The 20880-nt window shown below is 39.4% G+C and carries 21 protein-coding genes and 4 pseudogenes; 17 read left to right on the top strand and 8 right to left on the bottom strand.

Features of this window, described 5'->3' with window-relative positions; all coding sequences use genetic code 11:
• The first annotated feature begins 12 nt into the window (after positions 1-12).
• The 3 genes and pseudogenes from efp to FIM44_RS08630 form a co-directional block, all read left to right on the top strand.
• Positions 13-576, top strand: coding sequence for an elongation factor P (gene efp, locus FIM44_RS03910; protein WP_000974265.1), 564 nt, complete (start codon positions 13-15; stop codon positions 574-576).
• 261 nt (positions 577-837) lie between these two features.
• Positions 838-954: pseudogene (locus tag FIM44_RS08635) on the top strand (IS1595 family transposase); the annotation flags it as partial.
• Positions 955-1071: 117 nt separating this feature from the next.
• A pseudogene (locus tag FIM44_RS08630) lies at positions 1072-1236 on the top strand (DNA cytosine methyltransferase); the annotation flags it as partial.
• Here FIM44_RS08630 and FIM44_RS08625 read toward each other — a convergent pair.
• A complete protein-coding gene (locus FIM44_RS08625) occupies positions 1207-1479 on the bottom strand; it encodes a hypothetical protein (protein WP_238699893.1) in 273 nt (90 codons plus the stop codon). The pseudogene FIM44_RS08630 and the gene FIM44_RS08625 sit on opposite strands and share 30 nt — an antisense overlap.
• Before the next feature lie 205 nt (positions 1480-1684).
• On the opposite strand from FIM44_RS08625, the gene FIM44_RS03900 reads away from it, so the two are divergent.
• The 4 genes and pseudogenes from FIM44_RS03900 to FIM44_RS08615 form a co-directional block, all read left to right on the top strand.
• A complete protein-coding gene (locus FIM44_RS03900; RefSeq protein ID WP_140579157.1) occupies positions 1685-1966 on the top strand; it encodes a hypothetical protein in 282 nt (93 codons plus the stop codon).
• Positions 1967-1974: 8 nt separating this feature from the next.
• Positions 1975-2244: a type II toxin-antitoxin system YafQ family toxin gene (locus tag FIM44_RS03895; RefSeq protein ID WP_140579156.1), complete on the top strand. Its 270-nt coding sequence runs from the start codon at positions 1975-1977 to the stop codon at positions 2242-2244.
• A 56-nt stretch (positions 2245-2300) separates the two neighbouring features.
• Positions 2301-2396: pseudogene (locus FIM44_RS08815) on the top strand (hypothetical protein); the annotation flags it as partial.
• Positions 2378-2518, top strand: a pseudogene (locus FIM44_RS08615) (LlaJI family restriction endonuclease); the annotation flags it as partial. The pseudogenes FIM44_RS08815 and FIM44_RS08615, both read left to right, overlap by 19 nt.
• Before the next feature lie 79 nt (positions 2519-2597).
• On the opposite strand, the gene pseI reads toward FIM44_RS08615, so the two are convergent.
• Genes pseI through FIM44_RS03870 form a run of 3 tightly spaced genes read right to left on the bottom strand, consistent with a single transcriptional unit; the run spans position 2598 to position 5539 of the window.
• The gene (gene pseI / locus FIM44_RS03880) at positions 2598-3620 is read right to left on the bottom strand and encodes a pseudaminic acid synthase (RefSeq protein WP_140579155.1); all 1023 of its coding nucleotides are present in this window, start codon (positions 3618-3620) and stop codon (positions 2598-2600) included.
• A 3-nt stretch (positions 3621-3623) separates the two neighbouring features.
• The gene (locus FIM44_RS03875; RefSeq protein WP_053577405.1) at positions 3624-4265 is read right to left on the bottom strand and encodes an ABC transporter ATP-binding protein; all 642 of its coding nucleotides are present in this window, start codon (positions 4263-4265) and stop codon (positions 3624-3626) included.
• A complete protein-coding gene (locus FIM44_RS03870) occupies positions 4262-5539 on the bottom strand; it encodes an apolipoprotein N-acyltransferase (protein WP_140579154.1) in 1278 nt (425 codons plus the stop codon). The genes FIM44_RS03875 and FIM44_RS03870 overlap by 4 nt, the downstream gene beginning before the upstream one ends.
• A 228-nt stretch (positions 5540-5767) precedes the next feature.
• Between FIM44_RS03870 and FIM44_RS03865 the strand changes: the two genes are divergently transcribed.
• The 6 genes from FIM44_RS03865 to FIM44_RS03835 all read left to right on the top strand — a co-directional run bounded on the left by FIM44_RS03865 (position 5768) and on the right by FIM44_RS03835 (position 11658).
• On the top strand, positions 5768-6469 hold the full coding sequence (locus tag FIM44_RS03865; RefSeq protein WP_194148693.1) for a CvpA family protein: 702 nt from the start codon (positions 5768-5770) through the stop codon (positions 6467-6469).
• A gap of 9 nt (positions 6470-6478) precedes the next feature.
• A complete protein-coding gene (lysS, locus tag FIM44_RS03860) occupies positions 6479-7984 on the top strand; it encodes a lysine--tRNA ligase (protein ID WP_140579152.1) in 1506 nt (501 codons plus the stop codon).
• The gene (gene glyA, locus FIM44_RS03855; protein WP_140579151.1) at positions 7984-9234 is read left to right on the top strand and encodes a serine hydroxymethyltransferase; all 1251 of its coding nucleotides are present in this window, start codon (positions 7984-7986) and stop codon (positions 9232-9234) included. The genes lysS and glyA overlap by 1 nt, the downstream gene beginning before the upstream one ends.
• 10 nt (positions 9235-9244) lie before the next feature.
• Positions 9245-9787, top strand: a complete 543-nt coding sequence (locus FIM44_RS03850; protein ID WP_000138102.1) for a DUF1882 domain-containing protein — start codon at positions 9245-9247, stop codon at positions 9785-9787.
• 21 nt (positions 9788-9808) lie between these two features.
• Positions 9809-10612 carry an SPOR domain-containing protein gene (locus FIM44_RS03845; protein ID WP_140579150.1) on the top strand — a complete coding sequence of 268 codons (804 nt, stop codon included), beginning with the start codon at positions 9809-9811 and terminating at the stop codon, positions 10610-10612.
• A gap of 512 nt (positions 10613-11124) precedes the next feature.
• The gene (locus FIM44_RS03835; RefSeq protein WP_000890445.1) at positions 11125-11658 is read left to right on the top strand and encodes a TIGR00645 family protein; all 534 of its coding nucleotides are present in this window, start codon (positions 11125-11127) and stop codon (positions 11656-11658) included.
• A gap of 5 nt (positions 11659-11663) precedes the next feature.
• On the opposite strand, the gene clsC is transcribed toward FIM44_RS03835, so the two are convergent.
• Genes clsC through FIM44_RS03815 form a run of 4 tightly spaced genes read right to left on the bottom strand, consistent with a single transcriptional unit; the run spans position 11664 to position 16845 of the window.
• The gene (gene clsC / locus FIM44_RS03830) at positions 11664-13172 is read right to left on the bottom strand and encodes a cardiolipin synthase ClsC (protein WP_140579149.1); all 1509 of its coding nucleotides are present in this window, start codon (positions 13170-13172) and stop codon (positions 11664-11666) included.
• A 21-nt stretch (positions 13173-13193) separates the two neighbouring features.
• On the bottom strand, positions 13194-13931 hold the full coding sequence (locus FIM44_RS03825; RefSeq protein WP_001282432.1) for a fumarate reductase iron-sulfur subunit: 738 nt from the start codon (positions 13929-13931) through the stop codon (positions 13194-13196).
• Positions 13924-16068 (bottom strand): fumarate reductase flavoprotein subunit, encoded by a 2145-nt coding sequence (locus FIM44_RS03820; protein WP_120877972.1) that lies wholly within the window; start codon positions 16066-16068, stop codon positions 13924-13926. The genes FIM44_RS03825 and FIM44_RS03820 overlap by 8 nt, the downstream gene beginning before the upstream one ends.
• A gap of 9 nt (positions 16069-16077) precedes the next feature.
• Positions 16078-16845 carry a fumarate reductase cytochrome b subunit gene (locus tag FIM44_RS03815; protein WP_120878020.1) on the bottom strand — a complete coding sequence of 256 codons (768 nt, stop codon included), beginning with the start codon at positions 16843-16845 and terminating at the stop codon, positions 16078-16080.
• 204 nt (positions 16846-17049) lie between these two features.
• Here FIM44_RS03815 and FIM44_RS03810 point away from each other — a divergent pair, with 204 nt between their 5' ends.
• From FIM44_RS03810 to metK, 4 genes are all read left to right on the top strand, one after another.
• The gene (locus FIM44_RS03810) at positions 17050-17754 is read left to right on the top strand and encodes a triose-phosphate isomerase (protein ID WP_140579148.1); all 705 of its coding nucleotides are present in this window, start codon (positions 17050-17052) and stop codon (positions 17752-17754) included.
• 9 nt (positions 17755-17763) lie between these two features.
• Positions 17764-18591, top strand: a complete 828-nt coding sequence (gene fabI / locus FIM44_RS03805; RefSeq protein WP_140579147.1) for an enoyl-ACP reductase FabI — start codon at positions 17764-17766, stop codon at positions 18589-18591.
• 9 nt (positions 18592-18600) lie between these two features.
• The gene (gene lpxD, locus FIM44_RS03800) at positions 18601-19611 is read left to right on the top strand and encodes a UDP-3-O-(3-hydroxymyristoyl)glucosamine N-acyltransferase (protein WP_140579146.1); all 1011 of its coding nucleotides are present in this window, start codon (positions 18601-18603) and stop codon (positions 19609-19611) included.
• A gap of 64 nt (positions 19612-19675) precedes the next feature.
• Positions 19676-20833 (top strand): methionine adenosyltransferase, encoded by a 1158-nt coding sequence (metK, locus tag FIM44_RS03795; protein WP_140579145.1) that lies wholly within the window; start codon positions 19676-19678, stop codon positions 20831-20833.
• Positions 20834-20880 lie beyond the last annotated feature (47 nt).

Below are 20880 nucleotides of genomic sequence, written 5' to 3'. Positions count from 1 at the left end.
AAAGAGTGTAACATGGCAATTGGGATGAGCGAGCTCAAAAAGGGCTTGAAAATTGAATTGGGTGGTGTGCCTTATAGGATCGTGGAATACCAGCATGTCAAGCCCGGCAAGGGTGCGGCTTTTGTGCGTGCGAAAATCAAGTCGTTTTTAGATGGCAAGGTGATTGAAAAGACTTTCCATGCGGGGGATAAGTGCGAAGAGCCTAATTTGGTTGAAAAAACGATGCAATACCTTTATCACGATGGCGATACATACCAATTCATGGACATAGAGAGCTATGAGCAAATCGCTTTGAACGACTCTCAAGTGGGCGAGGCTTCTAAATGGATGCTAGACGGCATGCAAGTGCAGGTTTTATTGCATAATGACAAGGCGATTTCAGTGGATGTGCCACAAGTTGTGGCTTTAAAAATTGTAGAAACAGCCCCTAATTTTAAGGGCGATACTTCAAGTGCAAGCAAAAAACCAGCGACTTTAGAAACCGGTGCGGTCGTGCAAGTGCCTTTCCATGTTTTAGAGGGTGAGATCATTAAAGTCAATACGGAAACAGAAGAGTATCTTGAAAAGGTGAAGTGAGATTATTTTTTTGTTGAGTTAGCGCTTTAGACACAGCTTTTTTGTCATAGGGGGTGTGTTATTAGCCCCTTATTTGAGCTTTATTTAATGGGCTTCATTTAAAGCGTTTGTGGAATCTGTGATTAAAAATTATTTAAAATGGATTGACTTTTTTCATTGAGTGTTAATAAAAATATTCAAAGGCATTTTTTAAGATTAAATATAAGAGCTTGATTTAACCAAGTGGATAATCTCTTAAAAAAGCTGTCTTTATGGGGTTAGGGGGATAAAAGAGAGAAAATCTTACCCCATTTGAAAGAGTGTGAGTTTAGGTATAAGAAGAACTTGCACCAAGTTTTATTGAAATGGATACGAAAAAATACGCTTGATTTATCTTGAGCTTTTTATTATTGTTGCAATCGCTTTTAAAGCAGAACATGGTTGGTGAGTAAAATGAAACAAGGAATCAATTATCAAACAGGCTTTACAACGCTACCAATGGTATTAAGAATTTGAATGAACAAATATAATTGCATAGATTTATTTAGTGGGGCTGGCGGTTTATCATTGGGTTTTGCGAACATAAATAGATTTAATATTTTAGCCCACATTGAGTGGGAAAAACCTATGGTTACCACACTGAGAAACGATTTAATCAAACGCTTTAAAATCAGTGAAGATGAGGCAAAAAAGAGGGTTATTAAATTTGATATTCAAAAAACGGATGAATTGATAAATGGCTCTTGGAGTGGTGAAACTCTTAAAATTTATATGAGCTTGTGAGTTTTGAGTTAAAATGGAGTTTAAAACCAATGGCGAAAAGTTTAAATTTTTTTCTTGCATTTGAGTTTGGATAGTTTGCCATTCTGTTTGATTTAGTCGTAAGCGTTTGGTTATGTTTTTGTTATCAGAAAGTTTTGGCATGTTTTGTTTGACTTATCCCTTAATTTTGATTTATGGGGGGGTTCTAGGGGGTGTCCCACTAGCAAGGATAGGCGATTTTGTCGCCGTTCTTTGTAGCTACACAAAGTATCCTTGCCCCTTTACCCCCTTTAATTTAGTTTAGCATAGGTTGATTAAGGTTTTAGATATAATGGGTTCATAATGTCGTTTGATACAAGGAGCTACAATGTTAAGAGATGTAGAAATAGGAGTTAAATTTTATAAAGAGCTTGGCAAATTAGAAAAACAATTAGCTAAATATCAAAGTAAAGTTTTAGAAATTAAAAAACAAATGAGAGAGATTAAAAAGCAATATTCTCAAGCAAAGAAAGATGAGAATTTAGCTAATAAATATACTCCTAATGATGAGCTAAAACAAGATTTATTAGATATTGATAATCCTAATACGACTGAAAACTTTAAGCCTAAGAATGCTAGTGAAATTTGGCAATTCGCTCTTAATTCTTAGGGGCTTGAATGCTAGAGATTGAGTTAAAAAAGAAATTCACTAAGGATTTAAAAAAACATATTTTAAATCAAAAAATTGAGTTAGAAGTTTTTGACTTAGTGGTTGAAAATTTAAGAAATCAAATTCCATTGGATAAAAGATTTAAAGACCACTCTTTAAGTGGAACATACAAAGGCTGTAGAGAGTGCCACATTAATCCTGATGTTTTGCTTGTGTATAGAGTGAAAGACAATGTTTTAACTTTGGTTAGGCTTGGGAGTCATAGTGAATTGTTTTAAGGTTCGGATCTTGTGAAAAATTCAAAATTGCTTCAAAAAATTTCCTCACCTTTATCATAAGAGAAGCAGCGATTTTACAGACTTTCCCTAATGATTTTGAATTTATCGGATCGCAAGCGGCTTGTTTTAAAATGAGTGGAGAGACAATCTAAAGCAATATGAAAATATACAAGGAATTTTAATAGATACTAAATTTTTAATGCAAAATTATAATAAGAAATCCAATGATCTTTTAAAATTGCTAGCAAAAAATGTGGAAGAAACTAAAATATAATTTTTAAAAATTTTAATCTAAAATCAAATCTAAAACCATAAAACAAAATTAAAAACCCCATTTTTTAATCAAAACAAACCTACAATGAGCGTTCTATATCATCAGCGCTTAAAGGGGTGTTGGCTTTTAAAAATTTTGATGCCTTTTGGCCTAAAATTTCTTTATAAAATTTAGGGTGTAAGCCAAGGTTGGGGCGTAAGGCTTTGATATTGTTTTCAGTCAATGCTTCGCCTTTTTGAATGTCCTTAATGACGAATAAAGAGCGCGCAAAAAATCTTCGTTCCTCTAAAGTCTTTGGATTGATTTTTGGCTCTTCTTCGCCTAAGGCTAAAACGCTTTGCTTGATGGCTTCAACCATGCTTTTAAATTCGTTAAAATCCATGCTAAAAGTGCTGTCTGGGGTTTGTAAGGATTTGTTTAAAATGAAATGCTTTTCTATCATGCTCGCTCCTAAAGTGGTGGCTAGAATGGGGCAAAGAGAGCCAATCGTGTGATCGCTCAAGCCAAATTTAACGCCAAAGGTTTCGCCTAATTTAACCATGCTCAATAAATTAGCGTCTTCTATTTTACTGGGATAAGCGCTCACGCATTTTAAAAGGGTGATGTCAAAATTATTCACTCCTCTGCACAAAGAAATAGCGTCTTGTAATTCGGCGTGTGTGGCGATACCGCTAGAAAGGATAATGGGCTTTTGTGTGCGAGCGGCCTTTTCAATCAAGTCTAAATCAACGATTTCAAAACTAGCGATTTTATACATGGGGCAATTTAGGCTCTCCAAAAGCTCTAAAGCTTTTGAGCTAAAGGGCGAGCTAAAAATGCCTAAATCAAGCTTTCTAGCCAACTCAAACAATTCAGCATGCCATTCTAGGGGGGTAGAAGCCTTTTGATACAATCCATACAGATTTTCTTTATCCCATAAAGTGCCTTGAATGATGAAAGGATCTTCTTTAGAATCTAAAGTCATGCAGCTTGGCGTGTAGGTTTGGAGCTTGACAAAATCCGCGCCGCTTTCCTTAATGGCATGAAGGCTTTCTTTGGCTAGGTTTAAATCCTGGTTATGGTTAGCGCTCAATTCAGCGACAATTTTAGGGCGTTGTAACATTTCTTATTTTTCCTTAATCAAAACTTCTTTTTCTAAGCGATAGACTTGAGAGCAAGTGAAGGCTAAATGCTCATCATGCGTGGCTAAAACTAATGCCCCTTCGTTTTCTGTGATGTAATTTTGCAGCATGCTGATGACTTGATTAGCGCTAATGGTGTCTAAATTCCCGGTGGGTTCATCAGCGATAATGATTTTAGGTTTTTTAGAAAGCACTCTGGCGATGCTTAAGCGTTGTTGCTGGCCACCGCTCAATTCACCCACGCCTTGTTTTAGGGTGTGGGCTATGCCTAATTGTTCTAAAAGGGAATGATTTATTTCTTGCTTGGCTAGGATGGAAGCGACTTGCAAGTTTTCTAAAGCGCTAAAACCCTTAAAAAGGTAATGCGATTGGAAGATTATGCCCACTTTTAAGCGCCGTAATTCCAAAAGTTTTTTAGAGTTTAAGGCATAAATATCTTGGTGTTCTAACAAACTAATCGTCCCACTATTGGGTTTTAGCATGGTGGCTAAATGGCTTAAAAGCGTGCTTTTACCGCTCCCGCTCACGCCTAAAATCGCTAGGCTTTCTTTGGGTTTAATGTGCAAATTCACGCCATTATAAAGAGGTTTTTCAAAAGCATGAGAAATATTAACGGCTTTAATCATGATCGTTTCCTAAAAAGAATATCGCCCAATAAGCTAGGGCTTAAAATGTAAGAAGTTGAAAAATTCGCGCTGTGCAAGATGATTTTACCATAACGCCTTGCATAGTATTTTAAAAGCGTTTTTTGTAAGGTGGGTTCAATGCTTGGACTAAACCATGCGTTATTGCTCATCACGATAAAAATTTTTGAAGGGCTGTTTGAATAAGCGGGTTTGGAAGTGCCTTCATAACAAATCAGGGGGCGAAAAGTAAAATCGTCTAATGTGAAATCGCTGAAATGGGGAGCGTTGCGGTATAAATAAGCGCTCTCGCCAAAAAAGAGCTTTTCAAGGGGTTTTTGAAGAAAATTGGGTAAAGGCATGGTCTCGCCAAAGGGGGCTAAAACCACTTTATCAGCGATCTGAACGCTTTCTTTAGAAAATAAAAACGAGCTGTTATAAAGGTTATAACCTTGAGTCCGTAATGTCCCTATTAAAATAGCAATATCATCGCTTAAATCTTCTAGCTTAGCTTTAAAGGGGGAATTTTCTAAAGCGATGGGGTAGGCGGTCTCTGGAAAAACAATCAAGGTTTTTTGCTTGCTTTGAGCGAGCTTGATTTCTTTAAGAATGTTGTTTTCAATATTATTAAGGTAATTTGAATCAAATTTCAAATCTTGGGGCGTTTTTGTAGAGACTAATTCAATATTTCCAACCTTTTTTAAATCGCTCGCTTTAAAACCATTAAAATCCAACGCACCCAGTAACAATAAAACCGCTATGATCCTGTATTTTTTGAATTGTTTAGCACTCAAAAAAATGCAAGCCAAAAAAACAAGCCCTAGCGATAATTTATCCACCCTAAACACGCTATAAGAAAAAAAGCTATCCGGGACTAACCAATCAAATCCAAAGGGGTGGATAAAACCAGAGCCTAAAAAACTCAAAAGCCTAAAATAGGGGTTTTCAAAATAGAGCAACAAATAAAATAAAACCCCATAAACTAACGCTATTAAAACAACGATTAAGGGCAATAAATAAGTGAAATCCGAGTAGCGGAAGCTTAAAGCGCACCAATAAAACAATAACGCCCCCACAAAAAACCCCAAAGCAAAAGCACTGTTTCTAGGGGTTTTTAAAAACGCTAGCATGCTTAAAGGGGCTAATAGGCTTGTGAGTATGATAGAAATATAGGGGTTTTCAACCGCATAAGCGTCTAAAACAGCATTCACATACACGCTTGAAACAAACATGCACGCCAATAAAAAAGCGTTTTGATTGAACAGAATAAGACGCATGGCTAAATTTTGAAACCTTGAGATTGTTTTAGTGTATTATAGCTATATTTTAATTTAAGAATTTTAGATTGATTTTTTTAAGGGTAGTTTTTTTTAAGTTGTGTTATTATTTTCAAATTTCAAGTGAGCGTGGATTGATAGCGTTAAAAAATCATGAGCATTTTTGGGGCGTTTTTGAGCACTCACTATCTTTATGCGAGATATATGAGAGAAAGGTTTGGGTTTAGGGTGAATTATATTGATTTGGCGTTACTTGTGGTGGTGGTAGCCTTTGGGATTAGGGGATTTTATCATGGCTTCGTGAGTGAAGTGGCTGGGACTTTAGGGATTGTACTTGGCGTGTATTTAGCGTCTCGCTATTCTGTGGCTGTTGGGCATTTATTTTCACAGCATTTGTATGATTTAAGAAATGAAACCATGACGAATCTCATCGGTTTTTTATTGGTGTTAGCGTCTATTTGGGTGTTTTTTTTAGCTTTTGGAGTGTTGATAGGCAAGGTGTTAGTCTTTAGCGGGTTAGGCATTATAGACAAGGCGTTAGGGTTTATTTTTTCATGCTTGAAGACTTTTTTAGTGCTTTCTTTCATCCTTTATGCGCTCTCTAAAATGGAAGTGATGAAAGACGCTAACGCTTACTTGCAAGAAAAAAGCGCTTTTTTTCCTACCATGAAAAGCGTTGCTAGTAAGATCATGCGTCTTGATGGCGTCAAACATGTGGAGCAAAACCTTAAAGACAACCTTGAAGAAATGAGCGGTGAAGTCAAAAATAAAGAATCTTTTAATAAAAATAAAGAATCTTTTGATAAAGCGATGGATAAGGGCGTGGAAGCTTTAAAAGAAAAGGCTAAAGACTTGCCTAAAAACATGCGAGATCCAAAAGCTAACCACACCCCACCAAACCACACCCCATCTAATAAAGAACCCCTATAAAGGCATAACATGTTTTCCAACCAATACATCCAACAACGCATCCATAAAGCCAACAGCTTGAGGGAAGAAGGGAAAAACCCTTATAAAAATGGCTTAAAACGGAGCCTCACAAACGCCGCTTTTTTAGAAAAATACGCTTATGTTAAGGGTTTAGAAGAGCCTAAAGACAAAGAAAAACGCGAAAGTATTGTAGGGAGGGTCAAGCTTTTGCGTTTAATGGGCAAGGCATGTTTTATTAAAATTGAAGATGAAAGCGCGATTTTACAAGCTTATGTTTCGCAAAATGAATTGAACGATGAGTTTAAAAGCTTGAAAAAGCATTTAGAAGTGGGCGATATTGTGTTGGTGGAAGGTTTCCCTTTTGCTACCAAAACCGGTGAATTAAGCGTTCATGCCCTAGAATTTCATATTTTAAGCAAAACCATTGTGCCTTTACCTGAAAAATTCCATGGACTGAGCGATATAGAATTGCGTTACCGCCAGCGCTACTTGGATTTAATCGTCAATCCTAGCGTTAAAGATGTGTTTAAAAAACGCAGTTTGATTGTTTCTAGTGTGCGGAAATTCTTTGAAATGGAAGGGTTTTTAGAAGTGGAAACCCCCATGATGCACCCCATTCCTGGCGGGGCGAACGCAAGGCCTTTTATCACTTACCATAACGCTTTAGAAATTGAAAGGTATTTAAGAATCGCTCCAGAATTATACCTCAAACGCTTGATTGTGGGGGGTTTTGAAGCGGTGTTTGAAATCAATCGTAATTTCAGGAATGAGGGCATGGATCACAGCCATAACCCCGAATTTACGATGATTGAATTTTATTGGGCGTATCACACTTATGAAGATTTGATTGAACTCAGTAAGAGGCTATTTGACTACTTGCTAAAGACTTTAAATTTGGATTCAAAAATCATCTATAACGATATGGAAGTGGATTTCAACCAAACGAGCGTGATTTCCTATTTGGACGCTTTAGAAACAATAGGGGGCATTAGTAAGGATATTTTGGAAAAAGAAGACAGGCTTTTGGCTTATTTGTTAGAGCGAGGTGTTAAAGTAGAGCCCAATCTCACTTATGGTAAATTGCTCGCTGAAGCGTTTGATCATTTTGTAGAGCACCAACTCATTAACCCCACTTTTGTAACCCAATACCCCATTGAGATTAGCCCCTTAGCCAGACGCAACGATAGTAACCCTAATATTGCTGACAGGTTTGAATTGTTCATTGCAGGAAAAGAAATCGCTAACGGCTTTAGCGAGTTGAACGACCCTTTAGATCAATTAGAACGCTTTAAAAATCAAGTGGCTGAAAAAGAAAAAGGCGATGAAGAAGCCCAATACATGGATGAAGATTATGTATGGGCCCTAGCCCATGGAATGCCCCCCACTGCAGGGCAAGGCATAGGCATTGACAGATTGGTGATGTTACTCACTGGAGCTAAAAGCATTAAAGATGTGATTTTATTCCCAGCGATGCGTCCTGTTAAAAACGATTTTAATGTGGAGAGTGAAGAATAATGGCGTATTTTTTAGAACAAACGGATAGTGAAATTTTTGAGCTTATCTTTGAAGAATATAGGCGGCAAAATGAGCATTTAGAAATGATAGCGAGCGAGAATTACACTTTTCCTAGTGTTATGGAGGCTATGGGGAGTGTTTTAACGAATAAATACGCTGAAGGCTATCCTAACAAGCGCTACTATGGAGGCTGTGAAGTGGTGGATAAAATAGAAAGCTTGGCCATAGAAAGGGCTAAAAAGCTTTTTAATTGCCAGTTCGCTAACGTGCAAGCGCATTCAGGCTCACAAGCCAATAACGCTGTCTATCATGCTCTTTTAAAGCCTTATGACAAGATTTTAGGCATGGATTTAAGCTGTGGAGGGCATTTAACGCATGGCGCTAAAGTGAGTTTAACCGGCAAGCACTATCAGAGCTTTTCTTATGGCGTGAATTTGGATGGCTATATTGATTATGAAGAAGCGCTAAAGATTGCTCAAAGCGTTAAACCAGAAATCATTGTGTGCGGGTTTTCAGCCTATCCAAGGGAGATTGATTTTAAGAAATTTAGAGAAATCGCTGATGAAGTGGGAGCGTTACTACTAGGCGATATAGCCCATGTGGCAGGGCTTGTGGTCGCTAATGAGCATGCCCATCCTTTCCCGCATTGCCATGTGGTTTCAAGCACCACTCATAAGACCTTAAGAGGGCCTAGAGGGGGGCTTATTCTAACTAATGACGAAGAAATAGCGACTAAGATTGATAAAGCGATTTTTCCAGGGACTCAAGGTGGGCCTTTGATGCATGTGATTGCTGCTAAAGCGGTGGGGTTTAAAGAGAATCTAAAACCAGAATTTAAAGCTTATGCAAAATTAGTGAAATCTAACATGCAAGTTCTCGCTAAAGCGTTAAAAGAAAAAAAACATAAGTTAGTGAGTGGTGGCACTTCTAACCATTTGCTTTTAATGGATTTCTTGGATAAACCTTATAGCGGGAAAGACGCTGATATTGCCTTAGGGAATGCCGGAATCACCGTGAATAAAAACACCATTCCTGGCGAAACGCGCAGCCCTTTTGTAACGAGCGGGATAAGGATTGGCTCAGCGGCATTGAGCGCAAGGGGCATGGGAGCTAAAGAATTTGAAATCATAGGGAATAAAATATCAGATATTTTGAATGATATTAATAATGTTAGTTTGCAATTGCATGTGAAGGAAGAATTGAAGGCGATGGCTAGTCAATTCCCTGTGTACCACCAACCTATTTTTTAAGGGAGTCAAGATGACAGAAATGGAATTAAAGCTCATTAAGATAGACACAAGCCATTATTTTGAAAAAAAACCAGGCTTGGGGGAGAGGGTGGATTATGCGGGGCGTTGCTACTATAATAAATTCCAAAGAGTGAATGCCATGCTCACAAGCTCGCTCATTCAAAAGCATTTGAAAAGGGAGATAGAAATCGCACACAATCTCATCTTGCGTAACGATAAGGTGGAAAACATTGTGTTTGATTATAACGGGAGGAACCCGGAGCGTTTTTACCATAAGGCGCAGTTATTGCTTCGTGAGGAAGGTTTTATGAATTTTACCGCTTATAACACCAAAACGCCAGGGCATTTGCATTTGTATGTGCATAAGGGGCATACGGAATTAGGCGAGGGTGAAAGGTTGGTTAAAACTTTGTCCATGAAATTAGCGCAAGGGTTGCCTAAAGAATGGAAGGTCTTCCCTAGCAATGAATGGCCTAAGGAATTTAATATTTTAGCTTTACCTTATGAAGTGTTTGCAAAAGAGCGCGGGAGCTCTTGGGCGAAGCATTTATAACCATTTTTGAAAGGATTTTTGATGTCAGAAAAAGAAAGACTGAATGAAGTGATTTTAGAAGAAGAAAATAATGGGGGCGGCACTAAAAAGGTGTTTTTGATCGTGGCTATAGCCATTATCATTTTAGCGGTGCTTTTAATGGTGTTTTGGAAAAGCACGAGAGTCGCTCCTAAAGAGACTTTTTTACAAACCGATAGCGGGATGCAAAAAATAGGCAATACTAAAGACGAGAAAAAAGACGATGAGTTTGAAAGCTTGAATTTGGATCCTTCCAAGCAAGAAGACAAGCTAGACAAAGTAGCGGATAATGTTAAAAAACAAGAAAATGATGCGTTTAACATGCCCATTCAAACCAATCAAACTCAAACCGAGATGAAAACAGCAGAAGAAACGCAAGAAGCTAAAAAAGAATTAAAAGCTGTTGAGCACACTAGTGCTCAAAAAGAATCTCAAGCTGTAGTCAAAAAAGAAACCCCCCATAAAAAGCCTAAAGCAACCCCTAAAGATAAGGAAGCCCATAAAGATAAAGATAAGCATGCGGTTAAAGAGCTAAAAGTCAAAAAAGAAGCTCATAAAGAAGTTCCTAAAAAAGCCAATTCTAAAACCAACCTTATTAAAGGGCATTATTTGCAAGTGGGGGTTTTTGCGCACACGCCCAATAAAGCCTTTTTGCAAGCGTTTAACCAATTCCCCCATAAGATTGAAGATAGGGGAGCGACTAAACGCTATCTTATAGGCCCTTATAAGAGCAAGCAAGAAGCCCTAATGCATGCTGATGAAGTCAGCAAAAAGATGACTAAACCGGTTGTCATAGAGATTCGTTAAAGATTTTACAAACTTAAAAGAGTTTAGCGTTAGTCAAGCGATAATTTCTTGTGATGCGCTCTTAGGGGTTAGAGGGATTTATGGGGGAGAGTTTGCAAAATACCCCTATTTTCTTAAGAGTTTTGTATAAAACTAAAATAAAGTAATCCCATTTAAAAAATAAAGAGCGTTATGAATTTAATGGATAGCAAAGAATATGACGGCTTTTTAATAGCGAGCAAAATATAAGACAGCTAAAACAAAGTAATAGCATTTAGTAAAGTAGGGGTAAGAGGTAAAAAATGGAAAAACATGCGTTTTAGATAAAACATTCATACCCACTACTAGCAGTCAAGGAGAAGTAACAAACCCAGACCGCATGAAAGAATTGTAATATAAAAAAGATTAAAACAGCTTTTAAGACTATCAATCCATATGATTTTACCAAAAAGAAAGCATCAGTCACTTTAATAGGTTTTTTAAAATTAGCTATAATCAAGGCTTCAAAAAGCCATAATTAAAAGAGTTTGAACATGCTAGAAAAGTTGATTGAAAGAGTGTTGTTTGCCACTCGTTGGTTGCTAGCCCCTTTATGCATTGCCATGTCGTTAGTGTTGGTGGTTTTAGGCTATGTGTTCATGAAAGAGTTGTGGCACATGCTCAGCCATTTAGACACCATTAGTGAAACGGATTTGGTTTTATCAGCCTTAGGTTTAGTGGATTTGTTGTTTATGGCCGGGCTTGTTTTAATGGTGCTACTCGCCAGTTATGAAAGCTTTGTTTCTAAATTAGACAAGGTGGATGCCAGCGAAATCACTTGGCTAAAACACACGGATTTTAACGCTTTAAAATTAAAGGTTTCGCTCTCCATTGTAGCCATTTCGGCGATCTTTTTGCTCAAACGCTACATGAGTTTAGAAGACGTTCTATCCAGCATTCCTAAAGACACGCCCCTATCGCATAACCCCATTTTTTGGCAAGTGGTGATCCATTTGGTATTTGTGTGTTCAGCGCTTTTAGCCGCCGTTACCAATAACATCGCTTTTTCGCAAAATAAAGGGCATTAAAAGTTTTAAAGCTCTCTTTCAGGAAGGACTTTAGACCATTCTTTAATCAAGCGTAAAAAGAAGGAAGTGTCAGGCGAAGTTTTTTCATGGATTAAAATGCCTTCTTCCACCGCTTCCCAAATCACTCTATGCCGATACACCACCAAATGCCATGATTGTTGGGCATGATCTTTAAGCGACAAACGCACCCTTTTAGCAAAAGACGGGTTGTCAAACAAAACCGCGCTTTCAGTGTTGATGTATGCAGAGCGCGGATCAATATTAAAACTCCCTAGAAGCGTTAAATTGTCATCAAAAACAATCGTCTTGCCGTGTAAGGAATGTTTGGTGCTAAAGCGCCCTTTAATCTGGCGGTTGAAAAAATCGTTTCGTATTTCATAGACATTCGCGCCCATTCGCACCAATTGGTTGCGATACCTTTCCCATGCCCCATAGACCACTATCGCATCAGTAGATGAAAGGGAATTGGTAAGAATATTCAATTCAATCCCCTTAGAAATTTGATTTTTAAAGATTTTCATCATCTTTTTGCCTGGAATAAAATACGATGAAGCGATAAAAACGGAGTCCTTAGCGTTTTTAAGGGCTTTTTCAAAAGCGATTTTAATAGGCGAATACAAGGGCGTGTCAATTTTTTTGGGTGAATCAGCTAAAAAAATGGCATTCCCATAATAAATAGGGTATTGGTATTTTTGGAAACGATCTATAAAATCATTGACTTTTTTTTCAAACTGGTTTTTGTCTTCAGCGCTGATAGGGATTTTTTCATGGAGTTTAGCGATTTCTTTAGCGTTGTTTTTGAGTCTTTTATGGGTTCTTAGTAATGAAACAGGGATAGAGCGGTGGAACCTCCAATAGCGTTCAAAGCTTTCTTTGGCTTTTGAAGCAACCCCCCCAAAAAACAAAGCGTCTAAATCTAAAAAATTCGTGTCTAAATCGTTATCAAAATAATTGTCCCCAATATTGCGCCCCCCTATAATGACAGCGAAATTATCCACGATGAAAAGCTTGTTGTGCATGCGTTTTTTAATGCGCTCATAATCCGCAAGCATTTCAAAATAACGCAAGCCTTTATTGCGGATATAGTAGGGGTTAAAAATTTTCACTTCAATGTTTTTATGGAAATTTAAGAGCATAATATCTGAAAAATCTGAATACACTCCGTTATCGTCTAAAAGAATGCGCACTTTTACCCCACGATTGGCCGCATTTAAAAGTTCTTTAGCGATCACTTGAGAGGAAAGATCGTTCTTATAGATATAAGTTTGCATGTCAATGCTTTTTTGGCTCATTCTGATAAGACCCACTCTATGCAACAAGGCATCAAAGCCGTCTTCTAAAAGAATGGCCGCGCTATGGTTAGGGTTTTCTTTTAAATTTTTAGCGTATAAGCTCCCAATGGTGGTAGTGTAGGGATCATAAGAGATAGGGGGGCTTGAAATGGGAGTCTTATAGACTAACCCAAAGCACCCATTAAAAAAAAAGACGATTAGAAAGACTAAAAAGATTTTCAAAAACGACCCACTAAAAAGAAATTAGCGGCTTTTACCCACTTTCAACATCCTGTTACGCAAAGTGGCGATACTGCTTTGCAAGGGTAATTCTTTAGGGCAAGTGTCATGGCAAGCGATCAGGCTCATGCACCCAAAAACACCATCATCATCGCCCACTAACTCATAAAAATCGTCATCGCTTCTTTCATCATGGCTGTCAATCATAAAACGCATGGCTCTGTTCATGCCAGCAGCTCCAATGAAATTAGGGCGCATGAGTTTAGTCCCACAAGAAGCGATACAGCACCCGCATTCAATACACCTGTCTAGTTCAAAGACTTCTTGGGCTTCATCAGGCTCAATCCTTTTTTCCGGCTTAGTAATGTCCACTTCTTCTTTAGAATGCGCCCAGCTCTCCACCCTTTTAGTCATATCTAAAAACCAATCGCCTGTATTCACGCTCAAATCTTTAATGAGCGTAAAACTGGGCATGGGCATAAGCGTGATCACCCCGCTTTCAAAGCTAGAAGTTAGGGTTTTACAAGCCAATCTCGGTCTCCCATTAACCATCATCGCGCAAGAGCCGCAAATCCCAGCGCGGCACACAAAATCAAAGCTCAAATCCGGATCTTGATGCTCTCTAATAAGGTTTAAAGCGATAAAGAGCGTCATGGATGGCGTTTCTTTCAATTGATACTCTTTAAAATGCGGCTTACTCACCGCGCTTTGAGGGTCAAATTTTAACACTCTAACTACAATCGTTCGTTCATTATCACTCATGGTGTTCTCCTTTTAGATTAGCGTTGTGTTGGTCTAATAAATCATGGACATTGAAAGAATACAAATGTTCCCCCCTAGCCCTCACTTCTTCATCTTCTAAACGCATGTTCCTGGCTTTGTATTTTTCCTGCAATTCAAAAGGCATGAGCGCATGCTGGACTTCTATCCTGTCTTTTCCAAGCTTTTCTAGTTCTAAAATCGTTTTCAAAATCTCAGCGTCGCGTTCTTCTTTTTTGGGGTGGGGGATGAAATTGCCCTTTTTGCCATAGCCCCTAAAATCAGGGCTGATTTCCATTTTCATCACATCTAATTCTTCGTATTCAATCGTGGGCATGTCTTGCTCAGTGCTAGGCCAGCTCGCTAAAGTCCGATTAAGCCATTTTTCATCATCTCTTTTAGGGTAATCAATCCTTGTGTGAGCCCCTCTGCTTTCGGTGCGCAGTAACGCCCCTTGAGTGATGCAAAGCGCGAGTTTGAGCATTTTTTTGGTGCGGTAAGCGTCTTCTAATTCAGGGTTATTGTGTAAAACCTTGTTTTTCACGCAAATGTTTTTGGAGCGCGCATAAAGCTCTTGCAATTCTTTAAGGGCTTCTTCTAATTTTTTGCCTTCCCTAAAAACGCCCACCTTTTCATCCATGACTTCTTTCATGCGTTCTCTAATCTCATACACATCTTCCTTGCCTTCATTATGCAATAAAAAATGCATATAATCCTGGCTTTCTTTAATGAAAGCTTCAACCTTTTGCGTGTTGATTTCAATTTGCGCTTCCAAACAATGCGAGGCGAAATAATCCCCTATGATCATGCCAGCGACCACCGCTTCACTCACAGAATTTCCTCCCAAGCGGTTAAACCCATGCAAATCCCAGCATGCCGCTTCACCCGCGCAAAACAAGCCTTTTAAATGGGTTTCGCCTTTAGGGTTTGTCCTAACCCCACCCATAGAATAGTGTTGCATGGGCTTTATGGGGATCCAGCCTTTTTGCTTAGCCATTGCTTGGCCGTATTCAGGCTCATTGGCGGGCACTCCTTGCATGTTGTCTTTGGTTTGCTCTTCGCTATCAGCCGGATCAATGCCGGCAAAAGTCATGGCAATATCGCGCACATCTCTTAAGTTTTTTTCCACATGGTTACGCCCTAAAATAGCAATATCCAGCCACACATGATCCCCATAAGGCGATTTAGCCCCATAGCCTTTTTGGATATGCTCTAAAATCCGCCTTGAGACCACATCCCTACTCGCAAGCTCTTTTTTTTCCGGCTCATAAGCGGGCATGAAGCGTCTGCCAAACTTGTCTCTTAAAACCCCGCCATCGCCCCTACAACCTTCGGTCATTAAAATCCCGCTAGGCACTAAAGCGGTAGGGTGGAATTGCACCGCTTCCATGTTGCCTAATTTAGCTACGCCGGTTTCTAACGCACTCGCCGCCCCGGCTCCATCGCAAATCACGGCGTTAGTGGTGTGTTTATACACGCGCCCATAACCTCCGGTAGCTAAAAGCGTGCCTTTAGAAACATACGCTGAAATTTCGCCTGTGATCAAATCCCTTACCACCGCCCCGTAGCATTTATTATCATGATGAATGAAAGCGAGCATGTCCTTTCTGTCTTGAATATCCACTTTGTGGTGTAAGGCTTCATTAGCGACCGCATAAAGCATGGTATGCCCTGTAGCATCAGCCGTAAAGCATGTGCGCCATTTTTTAGTGCCGCCAAAATCACGGCTTAGAATATAACCATGCCTGTCGTCTCTTTCAGTAATCGTAACATGCTCACCATTGACGACCGCAGGCCTATCGCCTTTTTTAATCCTAGTCCAAGGCACCCCCCAACTGGCCAATTCCCTAATGGCTTTAGGAGCAGTGGTTACAAACATTCTAGCCACTTGCTGATCGCACCCCCAATCGCTCCCCTTAACCGTGTCTAAAAAGTGCAAATCTTCATTATCGCCCTCGCTTTTTTTAGCGTTCGCAAGGCTCGCTTGCATGCCCCCTTGAGCGGCTGCAGAGTGCGAACGCCTGACAGGCACTAGGCTTAAAACGATGGTGTTTAAACCCTTTTGTTTGCATGCGATACTAGCCCTTAACCCAGCTAGTCCGCCTCCAATAATTAGCGCATCACAATATGTTATTTTCATTTTCTACCCTTATTCTTTGTGGAATTTCCCATCAGCTTCTATGGCTTCTTGCATGGTTTTAATGCCATTGTCCTTATTTTCTAAACCTTTTTTAATGTAAGCCCCATAGGTGCAAAGCCCTAAAACAATGAAAAACACGCTCATCGCCCATTTGACTTTTCTCAAGCCTTGAATGCTCACATTCTTAAACCACCCCCATTTGATCGCTAAGCGATACAACCCAATAGAGCCATGCAGTTCTACGGCAAACAATAAGAAAATATACAAAAGCCAAAAGTTTTGCGTTACAAAACGATAGCTTGAGCCATGAGGCCCGATGCTTTCAGGCTCTGTGAGCATGACAAATAGGTGGATACTCGCTAAGAAAAACATCGCAAACCCGGTTAAGGCTTGAATAAACCACAAACTCGTATCGCCATGTTTCATCAAATGCTTGTGGGTTTTAAAAACCTTGTATTGCCTGTAATTGATAGGGAATTTTCTCAACGCTAAAAACGCATGCACGACTAAAATAAGAATAACTCCTGCTGCAACCACGCTCACAATAGCCGGCTCGCCCGCTTTTAAAAACAAGCTCCCTTCAAAAAATTTCGCCACTTTATACATGGCTTCATCGCTAATCAAGATGCTTGAGACCAAAAACATGTGCGCTATCATAAAGAGTGCTAAAACCAAGCCCGTAGCGCTCTGTAAAAAATCCAGCTTAGCATAAATACCGCTCTTTTTAAGCCCTTTACTAGCGCCATAATAACCCTCTATAATCTCTTCTTGTTGCATAAAAACTGCTCCTAAAAACTCAAATTTAACCTGAATCGCTTGACGCAAAAACACTGCCTTAATTTTACTACATTTGAAATAATTTTTCTTATAAACAAAACCTAAATTGAGGAAAAATTCAATTCAAAGGGGCTATTGTTTAAAATTTACATTTTTTGAATGCTATAATTAAGGGATAGACCACCTAAAAATAAGGATCATTCAATGACAAAAATTGCCATGGCTAATTTTAAATCCGCTATGCCTATTTTTAAAAGCCATGCGTATTTAAAAGAATTAGAAAAAACTTTAAAACCGCAGCATTTTGATAGGGTGTTTGTATTCCCTGATTTTTTGGGGTTATTGCCTAATGCGTTTTTGCATTTCACTTTAGGAGCACAAAACGCTTACCCTAGAGATTGTGGGGCTTTTACCGGTGAAATCACTTCAAAGCATTTAGAAGAACTCAAAATCCACACGCTTTTAATAGGGCATAGCGAGAGGCGAGCGCTTTTAAAGGAAAGCCCTAGCTTTTTGAAAGAAAAGTTTGATTTTTTTAAAGATAAAAATTTTAAAATTGTCTATTGTATTGGCGAAGATTTAACGACCAGAGAAAAGGGTTTTAAGGCTGTAAAGGAATTTTTAAGCGAGCAATTAGAAAATATTGATCTTAATTATCCTAATTTAGTGGTGGCGTATGAGCCTATTTGGGCGATTGGTGCAAAAAAGAGCGCTTCTTTAGAAGATATTTACCTCACGCATGGTTTTTTAAAGCAAATCTTAAATCAAAGAACGCCTTTATTGTATGGGGGGAGCGTGAATATACAAAACGCTAAAGAAATTTTAGGGATTGATAGCGTGGATGGCTTGTTGATTGGGAGTGCGTCTTTGGAATTAGAAAATTTTAAAACAATCATTTCATTTTTATAAAGGAAAATCATGGGATTTTTAAAAGGTAAAAAAGGGCTTATTGTGGGGGTGGCAAACAATAAATCCATCGCTTATGGGATCGCTCAATCTTGCTTCAATCAAGGGGCTACTTTGGCTTTCACTTATTTGAATGAGAACTTAGAAAAGCGCGTGAGGCCTATCGCGCAGGAATTGAATAGCCCCTATGTGTATGAATTGGATGTGAGTAAAGAAGAGCATTTCAAGTCGCTATACAATAGCGTTAAAAAGGATTTAGGCTCATTGGACTTTATCGTTCATAGCGTGGCCTTTGCCCCTAAAGAGGCTTTAGAGGGGAGTTTGTTAGAAACTTCTAAAAGCGCGTTTAACACCGCTATGGAAATTTCTGTTTATTCGTTAATAGAGCTGACAAACACCCTAAAACCCTTATTGAATAACGGGGCGTCTGTTTTGACTTTAAGCTATTTGGGCAGCACCAAATACATGGCGCATTACAACGTGATGGGGTTGGCTAAAGCGGCCCTAGAGAGCGCGGTGCGTTATTTAGCGGTGGATTTAGGCAAACATAATATTAGAGTGAATGCCCTATCGGCCGGGCCTATTAGGACACTCGCTTCTAGCGGGATCGCTGATTTTAGGATGATTTTAAAATGGAATGAAATCAACGCCCCTTTAAGAAAAAATGTGAGTTTAGAAGAAGTGGGCAATGCTGGGATGTATTTGCTCTCTAGCTTGTCTAGTGGGGTGAGTGGGGAAGTGCATTTTGTGGATGCTGGCTATCATGTTATGGGCATGGGGGCTGTGGAAGAAAAAGATAATAAAGCTACGCTATTGTGGGATTTGCATAAAGAACCATAAGGGGTATTGATGAAATTAAGCGAATTGTTAAGCGCCTATTCTATTGAAACGGAATTTTCAAACGATTTTGAAGTGCATGCTTTAGCGGAATTGGATAAGGCTACGCCTAATGATATTAGCTATATTGACCAAGTGCGTTACCTTAAACTTTTAAAAGATTCAAATGCCGGGGCGGTGTTTATCCGTAAAAAAGAATCTTCTAAAGTGCCAAAACGCATGCAAGCTTTAATCGTGGATAACCCGCATCTAGCCTTTGCTAAAGCTTCGCATGCCTTTAAAATCCCTTTTTTTAAAAACCCAGAAAGCGTGAATGAACCTAAACATTTTGAAAAAGTAACGATCATGCCTAATGTTGTGATTGGAGAGGGCGTAGAAATTGGCGAAAACTCTTTGATTTATCCGGGCGTGGTGATCGCTGATGGGGTCAAAATCGGTAAAAATTGCGTTTTGTATCCTCGTGTCATTTTGTATCAAAACACGATTTTAGAAGACAATGTTACTATCCATGCAGGCAGTGTGATCGGAGGCGATGGCTTTGGTTATGCGCACACCGCTTTAGGAGAGCATGTCAAAATTGAGCATGTGGGGATTGTTAGGATTCAAAAAAATGTAGAGATTGGTGCTAACACGGCGATTGATAGGGCGGTGTTTGGCGAGACTTTGATTAAAGAGGGCGTTAAGATTGATAACCTGGTTCAAATCGGGCATAATTGCGTTTTAGGCGAACACAGCATCGTTGTCTCTCAAGTGGGCTTGAGCGGCTCTACAACCACTGGCCGTAATGTGGTTTTTGGCGGGCAAGTGGGCATTGGGGGGCATTTGCATGTGGGCGACTTCACTCAAATTGGGGGTAAAAGCGCGGTGGGTAAAGACTTGCCCCCTAACACTAATTTTGCCGGAGCGATCCCTGCTATGGAAATCCATGAATGGCACCATTTCCTGGCTCATTTACGAACGAATTTCAGGAAACAGCAAAAAACGAGTTTGTTGCAAAAAGCTAAAGGGTTTTTTAAGTCTTAAAGAATGAAATAAGCTATAATAAGCCCATTTTGAATACGAATGATTATTTTAATAAGGACAACCAATGAAAGGTAGTTTTCTTTTCACTTCTGAATCGGTAACCGAGGGGCATCCTGACAAAATGGCTGATCAAATCAGCGATGCGGTTTTAGATTACATCATTGAGCGCGATCAAAAAGCCAAAGTCGCATGCGAGACTTTAGTTTCTAATGGGTTTTGCATGATCACTGGCGAGTTAAAAACTTCTGTTTATGCCCCTATGCAAGAGATTGCAAGAGAAGTGGTTAAAAAGATTGGTTATACAGACGCTCTTTATGGCTTTGATTATAGAAGCGCGGCGGTTTTAAATGGCGTTGGCGAGCAAAGCCCTGATATTAATCAAGGCGTGGATAGAGAAGATGGCGAGATTGGGGCAGGGGATCAAGGGCTTATGTTTGGTTATGCGTGCAAGGAGACTGAAACGCTTATGCCCTTACCCATTCATTTAGCGCACCAGCTCACTTTCGCTCTGGCTCAAAAAAGAAAAGACAACACTCTGCCTTTTTTAAGGCCTGATGGCAAGTCTCAAGTGAGCGTGCGTTATGAAAACAACAAGCCTGTAAGCATTGATACGATTGTCATTTCCACCCAGCATTCCCCAGAAGTTTCGCAAAAACATTTAAAAGAAGCCGTGATTGAAGAGATTGTGTATAAGGTTTTACCCAAAGAATATTTGCATGACAATATCAAGTTTTTTGTCAATCCTACAGGAAAATTCGTTATCGGTGGGCCGCAAGGCGATGCGGGTTTGACGGGCAGAAAAATCATCGTGGATACTTATGGGGGGAGTTGCCCGCATGGCGGGGGAGCGTTTAGCGGGAAAGACCCTAGTAAAGTGGATAGGAGCGCGGCTTATGCGGCCCGCTATGTGGCTAAAAATTTGGTAGCGAGTGGGGTTTGCGATAAAGCGACCGTGCAGCTTGCTTATGCGATCGGGGTTGTGGAGCCTGTGTCTATTTATGTGAACACGCATAACACGAGCAAGTATTCAAGCACGGAGTTAGAAAAATGCGTGAAAGCGGTTTTCAAACTCACGCCAAAAGGCATTATTGAAAGCTTGGATTTGTTAAGACCCATTTATTCGCTCACTTCAGCTTATGGGCATTTTGGGCGCGAATTAGAGACATTCACTTGGGAAAAAACCAACAAAGCTGAGGAGATTAAAGCGTTCTTTAAGCGTTGAAAAAATATTTTAAGGGTAATATTTTAAAAAATTTTTGTATAATCAAC

The organism is Helicobacter pylori (assembly GCF_006440215.1).
Lineage (GTDB): Bacteria > Campylobacterota > Campylobacteria > Campylobacterales > Helicobacteraceae > Helicobacter > Helicobacter pylori_CS.
The sequence above is the reverse complement of the archived record's forward strand: the minus strand, read 5'-3'. Positions and strand labels throughout refer to the sequence as shown.

Coding starts and splice junctions, on each gene's coding strand:
- efp (WP_000974265.1), top strand. CDS start 13: ATGGCAATTGGGATGAGCGAGCTCAAAAAGGGCTTGAAAATTGAATTG.
- FIM44_RS03870 (WP_140579154.1), bottom strand. CDS start 5,539: ATGCGTCTTATTCTGTTCAATCAAAACGCTTTTTTATTGGCGTGCATG.
- metK (WP_140579145.1), top strand. CDS start 19,676: ATGAAAGGTAGTTTTCTTTTCACTTCTGAATCGGTAACCGAGGGGCAT.
- FIM44_RS03825 (WP_001282432.1), bottom strand. CDS start 13,931: ATGAGTGATAATGAACGAACGATTGTAGTTAGAGTGTTAAAATTTGAC.
- FIM44_RS03895 (WP_140579156.1), top strand. CDS start 1,975: ATGCTAGAGATTGAGTTAAAAAAGAAATTCACTAAGGATTTAAAAAAA.
- FIM44_RS03875 (WP_053577405.1), bottom strand. CDS start 4,265: ATGATTAAAGCCGTTAATATTTCTCATGCTTTTGAAAAACCTCTTTAT.
- FIM44_RS03820 (WP_120877972.1), bottom strand. CDS start 16,068: ATGAAAATAACATATTGTGATGCGCTAATTATTGGAGGCGGACTAGCT.
- lpxD (WP_140579146.1), top strand. CDS start 18,601: ATGAAATTAAGCGAATTGTTAAGCGCCTATTCTATTGAAACGGAATTT.
- lysS (WP_140579152.1), top strand. CDS start 6,479: ATGTTTTCCAACCAATACATCCAACAACGCATCCATAAAGCCAACAGC.
- FIM44_RS03900 (WP_140579157.1), top strand. CDS start 1,685: ATGTTAAGAGATGTAGAAATAGGAGTTAAATTTTATAAAGAGCTTGGC.
- fabI (WP_140579147.1), top strand. CDS start 17,764: ATGGGATTTTTAAAAGGTAAAAAAGGGCTTATTGTGGGGGTGGCAAAC.
- FIM44_RS03815 (WP_120878020.1), bottom strand. CDS start 16,845: ATGCAACAAGAAGAGATTATAGAGGGTTATTATGGCGCTAGTAAAGGG.
- pseI (WP_140579155.1), bottom strand. CDS start 3,620: ATGTTACAACGCCCTAAAATTGTCGCTGAATTGAGCGCTAACCATAAC.
- FIM44_RS03850 (WP_000138102.1), top strand. CDS start 9,245: ATGACAGAAATGGAATTAAAGCTCATTAAGATAGACACAAGCCATTAT.
- FIM44_RS03810 (WP_140579148.1), top strand. CDS start 17,050: ATGACAAAAATTGCCATGGCTAATTTTAAATCCGCTATGCCTATTTTT.
- FIM44_RS03835 (WP_000890445.1), top strand. CDS start 11,125: ATGCTAGAAAAGTTGATTGAAAGAGTGTTGTTTGCCACTCGTTGGTTG.
- FIM44_RS08625 (WP_238699893.1), bottom strand. CDS start 1,479: ATGCCAAAACTTTCTGATAACAAAAACATAACCAAACGCTTACGACTA.
- FIM44_RS03845 (WP_140579150.1), top strand. CDS start 9,809: ATGTCAGAAAAAGAAAGACTGAATGAAGTGATTTTAGAAGAAGAAAAT.
- glyA (WP_140579151.1), top strand. CDS start 7,984: ATGGCGTATTTTTTAGAACAAACGGATAGTGAAATTTTTGAGCTTATC.